Raw genomic sequence first — 12,182 nt, 5'->3', positions numbered from 1 at the left:
TTTCTTTTCGCCCTGTTTTTATTCAAAAAATTATTCCGTAGCATGGCTATGCAAGAATTTTGTGAAGAAAAACAAAACAAAAATAATTTATTTTCTTAATCAGCATCTTAATAGCGGTTTAGTATAAGAACTTTTTATTGGCTATAAATATCAGTGCAACAAACTACAGATAATTGCATTATAGAAGTTCCCCTTTTACAAATAAGCCTTAATCTTCTCAACAGTTTTTTCAAATTCTTCTTTAGTGAATTTTAGTTTTGCCCTTGTAAAATTTATGTCATCCATGCTGTTTAGTGGTACTATATGAATGTGAGCATGAGGTATTTCAAGTCCTACTACTGCTGAGCCTACTCTTTGGCAATCAATAGCTTTGCCTATTGCAATGGCTATTTTTTTTGCAAATAAATTGTATTCTGTAAAAAGTTTATCATCAATATCAAAAACATTGTCTATTTCTTTTTTAGGAATTACTAATGTATGTCCTTCAACGAGTGGATAAACATCTAAAAATGCAAGAAAATTTTTATTCTCAGCAATCTTGTAACTTGGAATCTTTCCTGAAATTATCTTAGAAAATATTGTACTCATAGTTTTTTTTAATAAAAGTTATGTAAATTTTAAGTACCTTTAACTAGTCCTCTAGGATATTTAATATTTCCAGTTTTAGTGTTCCCGCTGGAACTTTAACATCCACAATATCACCTTTTTCTTTTCCAATTAATGCTTTTCCAATAGGTGATTTAATTGAAATTTTCCCAATTTTAAAATCAGCTTCCGATTCAGCAACCAAAGTGTATTTTACTTTCTTTTTGGTGTTGTGATTTTTTATTTCAACTGTAGATAAAATATGCGTTTTTGAGTGATCAAGATTTTTTTTGTCAAGAATTCTGGCATGTGCTACAATAGTTTCAAGTTGTGATATTTTATACTCTACCATTGCTTGTTTATCTTTTGCTGCGTCATATTCAGCATTTTCTGATAGGTCGCCTTTATCACGTGCTTCTGCTATTTGCTCCGTAATATCTCGTCTTGTTACATTTTTTAACTCGTTTAATTCTTTTTTTATTTTGTCTAAACCTTCCTTGCTATAATATGTAATTTCTGACATAGTACTTAGATTTTTTGATTTAAAAAAAAATGTGTTTAGTTTACTAAAACAAAATATTTCAGGATTACTATCCTGAAACGCTTGTAGTGTTTTTTCTAATTAAATTATAGAAGTATTCTTGCTCCAAATAAATGTGTACCGCTAAAGTGATCGGTATGTCTATAGGAATAATCAACAGCAAATGTTCTTTCTTTATCTTCTCCAAATGGAATATTTACAGAAAAACCTCCTGCTGGTCCGGTATAAATACTTTTTCTTGATTCTTTTTTCTCAATATCTTTTTCGTAAATATATCCCCCTCTTAAAACAACAATATTTTTAATGCCGTATTCAACTCCAAGTCTGAATTGATCATTTGTAAATGAGTTGGATGTAAATGTAAAAGCTGCTGTAAGTTTGTGAAATTCTTTACTGTCAAGATAAAAATCCTGAGATAAACCAATATTTAATAGGGTCGGTAGTTCAAAAGATGCAGACCTAGAATCTACACTAAGAGTAACATCGCTACCTTCAAATGAACCTCTTCTTGTAAGACCATCACCGTTAAAAGCCATTGGAGTACCTACATTTCTTAATGAAATTCCAAATCTTGTTCTGTTTTTATCCTCATCACCTGCAATATCTGTAATGTATTGTAGTCCTGCATCTATAGCAACACCTTGTGCTTGAGCATCAGGAATTGATTCTGTAATTACTCTAAAGGTAACACCTGTACGAATTCTATTTGAGAATTTGTGTGCATAAGAAATACCGATGTTTGTAAATTGTGGGCTGTATGTACCAAGTCCTCCTTCGGGTTGGTCGGCTGTAGTAATTTCAATATCTCCAAAGTCAAAGCTCATAATACTTACTCCGAATGCATCGTTATTTGTTTCTCCAATGCTTTGAACAAAACCAAAAGAATTGATAAAAATATCAGTTCCGCTTAGCCATGTTGTACGGGAAAAAATGAATTCTGTATTAGATACAGTCATTATTCCTGCTGGATTAAAACGCATTGCTTCTACACCACCTATACCTGCAGTAAAAGCACCATTCCAGCCTGCACTCCTTGCCCATGGATTTATTAGTAACTCTGTAGCTCCTGCTTGTCCTACTCTGTCTGGGTTGCCAGCAATAGTTATGTTTACAGTTAGTGCAATTAAAATTGCTATTAAAAAATTAATCTTTTTATTCATGATAATGTTTTTATTTTTAGATTAAAAAGTATCCAAGTCAATTGGTCTCATTATACCAAACCACTTAAGTGTTTTTGTTCCTAGTTCAAATCCGTCAATGTGAATAATATATAATCCACTTGCTACAGGAATACCAACATGATTTTTAATATCCCAATCAATGAATGTTTTATGATTTTCTGTAGATTCATCTTTTTCAAATTTTCGTACTAAAGCCCCACTTAAAGTATAAATGTAAACATTACATTTTCTTGGTAAATTTATTATTCTTACTCTGTTGTCAAGCTGATTTTTTTCATAACCTGAAAATGCATAATATGGATTTGGAACAATATTTATTTTTTCCATTGCATCCTCTCCAATTTCTTCACTATTTGTCATTGCAATTTTTGCAGTAGAGAATTTGTAAAATGGAATATTATTGTTTTCAGGATTATCACTTGTTTTGTAAGTGGAATATGGCTTTTCAATTCGTATTCTTATTTTTGTTTCTGTAGGAATAAGTCCTTCTTCTAATGATTTTAATTTATGAGGATATGCTGCCATGGGCATCATAACATACATACATTGTGACCAGAAATATAATTGATCGGAAATTCCCGGATTGTAATTTTCATCTTTGAAGAAATCTAAGTAGGCTTTTCCTTTATCATAGGTGCTACTGTAATCAAAAAACGGATAACCTGCTTTTGAATCCATAAGATAAATATGATGTTTTCCTCCCCAAGGATATTTGTCTATTTCTCTGTGTGAAGCAGCAGGATTTAATGAATAATATGTTGGATTCCAAATCATATCTGCACCATTTTGGTCTTTGAAGTAGGAATCTTCACCAAAAATAATATTCATTCTTTCTCCTGTTTCTAAATTAATTGCATAACCGGGGAACCATGAGCGTCCTCTTTCACTACTGCTGTAAATAGGATTTCCGCTTTTGTCAATTTCTCCTGTCCATGATTTGTGGTCTCTAAGTATAAGCTTTTCTACTCCTTTTTCACTAAGATTTTTATCTTCACTTGTTTCAATTACAATGCATTGTGTCCAATATTTTTTGTTGGTAGCACCTTTGTCTGTAAATACCAAATCAACACTTTGCAATCTTGTGAGTTGAAAATCTTTTCCTTTTGAAGAACTGAAAGCAGGACCGAAAGTAAGATATCCTTTTCCATCAACTCCGTCTCTTGCTACAAGGCAGTAAGGAGCAATTCTTCCGTTCAACATTGTTTCAAATATTTCATTAGGATCAATATAAGTACTTCCATCTTTATAATCATCAACAGCTTTTTCGTAACTTGAGCCAACCTGAAGTTTTCCTGAACGTATCCAGTTATAAGGCCAAGCAACATCTTTATCTTTTGTCGGATCATTATCGAAAATTCCCGATAGCCATTGTACTGAAATATCTTCAAATTCAATAGTTGCTTCAATAAATCCTTCGGTTTCAGTAGTTGTATCAATATTAGGTCCTACAACTTTTTCAAAATGAGCTGCTAATCCCCATTGAGGAAATACTTGCTCATAATCAACTGCATAAATTGTATCTGATTGAACACTTTCTTCCGGACTTGTTGTTTTGGTTATTAGCCAACGTGCATTAGAAGAAATGTTTGTAAAGTTGTCAGGGTCATTTCCAATGAGTGAATCAATAAATTTTACTTCAAATTCAGCATTAGGTACTTTTAGTGGGTCGTAAACATAAATATTTATTGGTCCGTTTCCTTTTTTATAAACGGGATTTGCTATATATGAATTCTCAAGAATTTCTTCAACGGAATTATCTGTTAATTCAAGTATTTGACCACCGTTTCCGCTACCTTCAATTCTTGTAATTTCAGGTCCGTCACCGTAGCTACTTCCTAATTCTGTTCCGTCAAATTCAATATCATTTGAATGAGGAATGCCTGTATAAATTTTAATATTTTTCCTGCCTGCAAGATACTGTTCATATTGATTTGCATCAAGACAATTGGCATACGCCATAACAAGATAATAATAGGCTCTAAAATTTATCAATTCTGCATCACCTGAGGAAAACGCATCGGAAGTTATAGAATATGTGTGCTTTATGCCTTGGTCACCATTTATATCTACTTTTTCTGTTGGAACAATACCGAGACCCGGTACATATTCTCTGTTAACCAATTGTGTGATACCATCTTTAATATCAACACGTGCAATAAGACGTGCTTTGTCCGGATTGTCAAGTTCGCCTGTTGTAACCTTAGCATCTTTTAATTGGAATATTTGATAGCCTTGAAATTGATAATGAACGGAATCACCTGTTTCTGAAACAATACCATCATAATATTTTTCTATTGGTTTGGTATTGCTAAAAGAAATAATAAGTTCTCTGTTTAGTTCCTGAATTGTAATATCAGGAGCATCAGGTCCGTCAAGTATATAAAAATCATTATTATATAATTTCTGTGCTTTATCGTCTGCAATAATCAATAGGTCGTAAGAGCCTGTATTACCTCCTGTAGTAGCTCTTGCCCAAACAACACCTACGGTAATATAATTTACAGCACCGGGTTTTAGGGTAAAAGGTCCGGCACTTTGTAAAAATCTTCTGTCAAATGGAATATTTCCTGCAGTAACTTCTGACCATCCATTAGGACTTCTCGGGTCATCTGGAAACATATAATTAACATTCCTGTCTATATCCCAAACATTATTAAATCCATCTCCACCATATCTCATTTTTTGTCCATTTTTAAATTTACCTTCAAGATAGTAGTAGAAATCTATTCCTTCGCTTGGATTACCTTTTAGGCTCCAGTCATTTTCATAATAAATAAATTTTGACATTATTATTTCTTCTCCCGGTTCGTCAATGGTTCCGTCTTTATCATTGTCAATACCGTCATTTAAATCGGCTAGTGGTCCTTGGAAAAAGTCAATTCCTATTGAAGGAGGATTAGCTCCGTATCCCATCACACCTTCATCAAAATCATCACCATTATAGCAAATACCCAGACTTCTTGTAGAGTCGCAACCAACAAAATCATCATAAGCATAACCAAGGTCAGGATCAGCCCATTGTCCGAAATAAACTTTGTTAAGTTTACTTTTTGACCTGTTAATTATTTTTTGCTGATAAAAGGTCATATTATTAATTTCATCATTGGTAGCAAAAGCAAAAGCTTGAGTTTGAATTTCCAATCCAATCGAAAGTGCTTCTGTTTCAGTGTGTGTATTTCCTTTATCGTTATAAACAAACCATAAGGTTTGGTCACCGAGTACATCAGGATATTCACCTTCATTATAGTCGTAATATCCGTTTCCGTTAAGGTCAACAAAAGGAGCAAGATTTCGTGATTCACCTGTAATTAAACTACGAGCTGGCCATTCTTCAATTGCTTCTGTTGGCTCACTAGTTTCAATAAATTCGTCTATTTCATCTCTGGTTATTTGGAATATTTTATCCCATTTAACACATTCACTTTTCGAAATTGTGGCATCAGTAGTTGAAAGTGGTCCCGGGAAAAAATCCCAACTACTTCCTTGACGATATGTCATAGCTGCAGCACGTAAGTTATCACCATCATCATAACCTCCAATCCATAATGCACCGGCAAAAAGTGAAGTTTTTCGTGATTCACCTTCTTCTGTTACTTTTGGAATTTCATACATTGCAGTACCTACGAGGTCCCACCACATATCTCCGCCATTCATTATTCTTGCACGAACATTATTAATGTCCAAGTTTGAAGAAGCTGATGCAGGATCACATCCTGCGGAAAGTCGTAATATAGGTACTGTATTTTTCTTTTTCTTGATGTTTGATATGTTTTCTTTTGCATTTATGTTGAACGCTATAAATGTGAGAACTGTTATCCAAAGAATATATTTTTTCATAATAAAAATATTTATCTATTCAATTTTTTTAAAAGTTAAGTGTTGCTCCAAGTCTGATAAGTCGTGGTAATGAATAATTACTAGGGCTATTTACTTTTAAGCTATACTGGTCGTAAAAAGCTTGAGAAAGTGTTGCTTCCTCAACAGCTTTTATCCCGTTTGATGAAGAAAGGAAACCATCATCAGTTGGGTCACCTGTATATCTATAAATGTAATTTATATTTCTGATATTTAAGAGATTTTGAACCCAAACATAAACATTCAGATACATTCCTCTGTTGAAAGTCTTTTTAGAATCTTTTTCTTTTTTCATAAAGAAAAAGTCTCTGTCAATTTTCATGTTTACGTTATATGTCCAAGGATACCTTGATCCGTTCATAGTTCCTTTTAGTGTAGCAGATTGTCTGATACCAACACCAACAGCTTGTGTTACATTACCCTGTTTTGAATAAGGACGACCTGAGCGTGTTGAAACCATGAAGTTAACACCTGTATATTCAAATAATTTTTTACCGTTTTTTGTAACAGGACCATTATACATTTTACCGCCTTTATATCTGTAGTCAATTGAGGCTGAAAGTACATGTCTGTAATCATTGCTTAATGGGAAAGGTGTTCTTAGGTTTGGTTGTCCTGCACTAATTAGTCCTGCTTGTGATGCAGCACTTGAGCCTGTACCATTGGAAAACTGCAATGTATAACTAGTTAGCATTTGGACATTATTAACTTTACTCCTTCTTAAGTCATAAGTAAAGGAAAAGCCTTTTGTTGTTTGGAAGTCAATATTGTCATAAGTCATATAGGTTCTTGGATATGCTTGATTGATCATTCTTACATTTATTTGATCCCTTGTTTCGTTATAATATGCATTAAGCTGAACAGCTGAATTTTTACTTATTGCTTGTTTAAAACCTAATTCGTAACTTGTTATACTTTGTGGTTTTAATGCTGCATTGTTAAGGGTAGCAGTACCCCTTTGTTCCATAAAATAATAATCATCGATGGAAGTAAAAAGTCCTGAAGTTGGTCGCTGAACCCTAATGTCGTAGGTTGCAAAAAAGTTAGCTTCATCAGAAATCGGGAATGAAAAGTAAATCCTTGGTGATAAATTAATTTGCGGTTCATAATCTTTAAAGGATTCTTTTGTAAGTTTTAATTCTTCTTCATTGTCTTCCACAAGATAAGGAGCTATCGTTCCTGTTGATGTTTCCATAGCAAGAATGTTAGGGTCTGTAACTTCAGATCCTGTTGCATCGTACCAGTAATCACCATCTCTGAAACCTAAAATTTCAGTAGGATTAAATGGGTCGTCAACATAAACTACGTAATCGTCACCAATGTTGCCGGGAAAATTGCCAAGATCAGGATCAATAATTTTAACCTCGCTGACTGTTCTGCTTGGGTATAAAGAGTATTTATCTTTAAGTACAACTTGGTTTGCATCAAAACGGTCGATACGTAAACCAATTCGGAAAATCATGTCTTTAAATGCAAATTTATCCTGTATATATCCTGCCATGTAAATAGGATTTATTGGTGCTATTAATCTCTCATCACTATTAAGAAAATCATCTATTGTTATTTTTTTGTTTACTTTATTACCTAAGTAATCAAATCCATAATAACCAACATATCCTTGTTGAAGTAGTTCATCAGCACTAAACATATCTAGAGAAAATTCATCAGGTGAGTATCTGTCAATATTTACGTATGTAAGATTATCAATTGGATTGCCATAAACATCAGTGGCTCCTTTTGACATAAGATATTCTCTAAAATTTTTGTCAAATGTTGATTGTGATCCGTCATTCAATCTATTGTAATTAATAGTATCAAGGAATACACCATCGTCAGAATATATAGGGATAGGATTGTCAGTATCTAACTGTAAAATGTGAGCGTTCATGCTTTGACGCATTGCAGTCCATAGGCTATTTGCACCAACACCATAATAATTTTGTTCTCTTTGTTCGTACTCAAAACCAAAAGAAATTTCATGATTGTTTAAGTCAGCTGATGCTTTTCCTGAAACTCTTATTTGATCTTCATCATAAATTCCATAACCTGTTGCCGGTGAGGCAATATTTGCCCAAAGTGAATAAACATTACCAGGTCCGTCACCGTTTCTTAATCCTCCGTATTGTTGAATTTGTGTAAAATTATAAACCTTTTCTTGAAGGTCGAATAATTGTGAAGTATAACCTGCAAAGTTATTTTTGTCTGATGGTGTAAATTTTACAAGTGTATCCTGATAACCTAATAATACGTTTGCTTGTTCTACATGTCCGTTAACCGTGTCATAATCATAGTAGTAAACAGGACGTGAATAACTTTCAAATTTACCCACATATCCGTAGTCGAAATAATTGTCTTTATGTACTTCATGGTGATTGTAATTATATTGTTTTGTGTAATCAACCATTAAAGTATAATATGCATTTGAAATTTTAAACTTTTTTTGATTTTCTTTTGAGAGGGCTTCTTTTTTAGAAACTTTTTTATTTTTGAATCTTTGTGTAAATCTAAGGTATCCGCGATATGTATTTCTTATTATTAGTTGTTGTGCAGCGTTCTCATAATTAAATAATGAGTGATAATAATTATATCCATGTCCTTTTGAATGTCCTGCTTGACCACCTGCAGTAATATTAACATTTTCGACAGGTTGAAAATCAAGCTTTAAGTTAACGTTATAGCTAAAGGATGGAATTCCAACATGAGTATTTACTTTTTCCATATCATCTTTTGTAAGATATTCTGCTGACGGAACAAAGCCAATTCCATTTGGAGAAGGGCTTAAAGGATTAGCGAGTAGATAATCATAAACATCATCTTTTATTTTCCAAACTCCATCAGGTGTAGGACTTGGGTCTTTTCTAAAGTTAACATTTGAGGAGAGTAAAAATCCTAGTTTTGTAGTAACTGAGTCAGTTCCTTTATATTTTGTAACCAAAGGACCTGAAATGTTTCCTTCAAATGTATTGTAGCCAAATGGGTCTAAACCTTCGGAAGTTACAATTTCCGCACCTCCTGCGAATTTTTGTGAAGGACCTCTTGTTGTAATACTTACAACACCGCCAACAAGGTCTCCGTATTGAGCAGGAATACCTCCTGTCATGGTGTTAATTTCTTGAATTGATCCTTGAGGAATACCTGTAAAACCACGAACTTTTACACCATCAACATAATAAACTGTACCTGATGTTCTTTGCCCTTTTACACTACCTCCTGTAACACCAGCAGTAAGGTCAACAAGTTCTCCTACACTACGTGTTGGAGCTTTTTCAATTTCTTTTTTTGAAAGACGACCTCCACTTCCTTCATCTTTTTCTACCAATGGTTTGGAGTAAACAATAATTTCAATTTCCTCAACTTTTAGCCCTTTAAGGTGCATTTTAATATTTTGGAAAGAAATTTTGTTGGAACCAATTACGTAGCCTTTTACCATAACTTTATGATAACCTACATAAGTTGCAACAACATCATAAGTACCGGCAGGGATAGGTTTTATTATATAATAACCATCCATATTTGTTGATGCACCTCCTTTTTGTACACCATTTTGCATTATAACCACATTTGAGAACGGTAATTCTTCTCCGGTTTCTGAATCAGTTACCCTTCCTTTTAGGGTTCCAAAAGATGATTGTGCATTGGTACTAAAAAAAAGTACAGTAATAGCTAGTAATAAAAGCGAAATTTTCTTTATCATTTTACTCGAATTTCAATTTTCACAAAACTTCAAAAGTAGTATAGATTTATTTAATTGCAGATTAAATATTTCATTAATTTTAAATTCTTTAAAAATTCAGAAAATTAATTACTATAAGTAATTTAGATATTTAGCAGTTAAATAAATGTAAGTGCTTTGTTGGCTTGTGTAAAAAGGCTAAAAAAATTAAACAAATGGCAATTAATTGTAATTGTTAAATAAAATAGAAAAATATTATTGATAATAAATTGAAGTTGTTTAAATTAATAAATATCTTAAAAATATCAAATTAATATAGAAAGTTTATCAATAAGAATTGAGAAAATTTTAGCATTTGATTCATCTGTCCTTCCTGCAACATGTGGTGTTATTAGTACTTTTTTTGTGTCAATCAATTTATTTAGTGTTTCTTTCTCTTCTTTGCTGTAACTTGATAAATTTTCATTTGCAAGAACATCAAGACTTGCAAAGCGAATTTTACCACTTAGGATTGCTGATAACAAATCTTTATTATTCAATATTTGACCTCTTGAAGTATTAATTAAAAAAATATTCTTTTGAAATAATGAAATGTAGCTTAAATTAATAAGATTGTTTGTTTCTTCAGTAAGAGGAATATGGTAACTAACTATGTCTGCTTCTTTAAAAATCTGTTCTTCATTAACCTCTTGAATGTAGCTACTTGAGAATCCTGACTTGTATTTGTCGTAAGCAATTATTTTTGTATCAAAACTTTGAAGCTTTTGAGCAAATGCACTTCCTGTGTTACCATATCCGATAATTCCAATTGTTTTCCCTTTTATTTCAATACCTGTGTTTTTATTCCTATTCCATTTATTATTTTTTATTTCCTCAAAGGCATTATTGAAATTATTAAGCATTGCAAGCAACATTCCTACAGCATGTTCTGCAACCGAATTACTGTTTCCTTTTGGAGAATTAATTATTTTAATGTTGTTTTCTTTGGCTGTTTGAAGATCAACAATGTCAAGTCCTGATCCGGGGCGTAAAATATATTTGAGTTTTTTTGCTTTTAATATAATTTCTTTGTTTGCAACAATATTACCTCTAATTAATAATGCAGTGTAATTTTGAATTATTTGTAATGCTTCCTCTTGAGAAATATCATTTTTTACATCAACAGAAAAACCTAATCGTTCAAGGTCATTGATAAAAAAGATAGGAGCATTTGCGGTTATAAGAATTGATTTTTTCATAAAATTTAGATTTCTTTTTTATCTCTATTCTCCTTAGCTCTATCGAAAGAGGATTGTTTATCCATTTATAGAACCCTCCTTTAACAATTCTTTCTTTAAAAAGTTACGCTATACATTAAATGACCAAGCCAAAAATAAACAGCTAAACCGATAAGATCATTGCTTGTAGTAATAAAAGGACCTGTTGCAAGAGCAGGATCAATTTTTAGTTTATCAAGAATAAACGGAATGGTAATACCCAGTGCAGAAGCAATAATAATTACTGCAAATAAAGATAGGCTTATTGTGTAAGCAATATTTAATGAATCTTCAAAAATAAATCCGTAGGTAAGTAGAAGTGCGGCACAAACCAACCCATTAATCATTGCTACCGATATTTCTTTTGAAATTTTTGACAAAAAGCCTCCTTGTTCAAAAGTGTTGCTGGCAAGAGCTTGAACAACGATAGCCGATGATTGAATTCCTGCATTACCTGCCATAGCTGTAATTAAAGGAATAAAAAATGCCATTTCAGGAGCTATTTTTATTTGATCTTCGTAATTTCCAATAACCAACGAAGCAAATATACCCCCAATTAGTCCGAGAATAAGCCATGGTAATCGAGATCGTGAAAGTACCCACACTTTATCTTTAATATCAACATCTTCGGTAATACCTGACATCAACTGATAATCTTCTTCGGCTTCTTCTTTTACAAAATCAAGAACATCATCAATTGTAATTCTGCCTACAAGAACATTGTTTTCGTCAACAACGGGAAGAACAACAAGGTCATATCTTTGCATTTTGTTTGCTACATCTTCAGCTGGAGTATCTAATTTTACAGAAATTACTTCTTTTTTAAATATTTCTTTTACTGATTTATTAGGTTGAGATAAAACAAGTGTTTGTAATGGAATTATTCCTTTTAATTTTTCATTTTCGTCAACAACATAAACGGCATAAATATTTTCTACTTCTTCAGTATTTTTTTGAATTACAGAAATGCATTGGGATACAGTTTCTTCATAAGGAATTTTAAGTAACTCTTTTGCCATAAGTCCACCTGCTGAATCCTCATGATATTCAATGAGATGAATTAGGTTTTGATCATCTTTAATATTACTTTT

The 12,182-nt window shown here is 32.4% G+C and carries 7 protein-coding genes; all 7 read right to left on the bottom strand.

The features are described 5' to 3' along the window. Positions 1 to 195: 195 nt before the first annotated feature. Entirely contained in the window at positions 196 to 588 is a 393-nt protein-coding gene (locus U9R42_07795; GenBank protein ID MEA3495921.1) for an HIT family protein, read from the bottom strand. 43 nt (positions 589 to 631) lie between these two features. Continuing rightward, the gene (gene greA / locus U9R42_07790) at positions 632 to 1,108 is read right to left on the bottom strand and encodes a transcription elongation factor GreA (GenBank protein ID MEA3495920.1); all 477 of its coding nucleotides are present in this window, start codon (positions 1,106 to 1,108) and stop codon (positions 632 to 634) included. Between the two features lie 104 nt (positions 1,109 to 1,212). Beyond that, positions 1,213 to 2,286 carry a PorV/PorQ family protein gene (locus U9R42_07785; protein ID MEA3495919.1) on the bottom strand — a complete coding sequence of 358 codons (1,074 nt, stop codon included), beginning with the start codon at positions 2,284 to 2,286 and terminating at the stop codon, positions 1,213 to 1,215. Between the two features lie 21 nt (positions 2,287 to 2,307). Next, positions 2,308 to 6,144, bottom strand: coding sequence for a hypothetical protein (locus U9R42_07780; GenBank protein ID MEA3495918.1), 3,837 nt, complete (start codon positions 6,142 to 6,144; stop codon positions 2,308 to 2,310). Positions 6,145 to 6,172: 28 nt separating this feature from the next. After that, on the bottom strand, positions 6,173 to 9,856 hold the full coding sequence (locus U9R42_07775) for a carboxypeptidase-like regulatory domain-containing protein (GenBank protein ID MEA3495917.1): 3,684 nt from the start codon (positions 9,854 to 9,856) through the stop codon (positions 6,173 to 6,175). A gap of 284 nt (positions 9,857 to 10,140) precedes the next feature. Next, positions 10,141 to 11,073, bottom strand: coding sequence for an NAD(P)-dependent oxidoreductase (locus U9R42_07770; GenBank protein ID MEA3495916.1), 933 nt, complete (start codon positions 11,071 to 11,073; stop codon positions 10,141 to 10,143). Positions 11,074 to 11,168: 95 nt separating this feature from the next. Continuing rightward, the coding region (gene mgtE, locus U9R42_07765; protein ID MEA3495915.1) for a magnesium transporter at positions 11,169 to 12,182 on the bottom strand (1,014 nt) is incomplete at its 5' end.

The organism is Bacteroidota bacterium (assembly GCA_034723125.1).
GTDB lineage: Bacteria > Bacteroidota > Bacteroidia > CAILMK01 > JAAYUY01 > JAYEOP01.
This window is presented reverse-complemented; position numbering and strand designations above follow the sequence as displayed.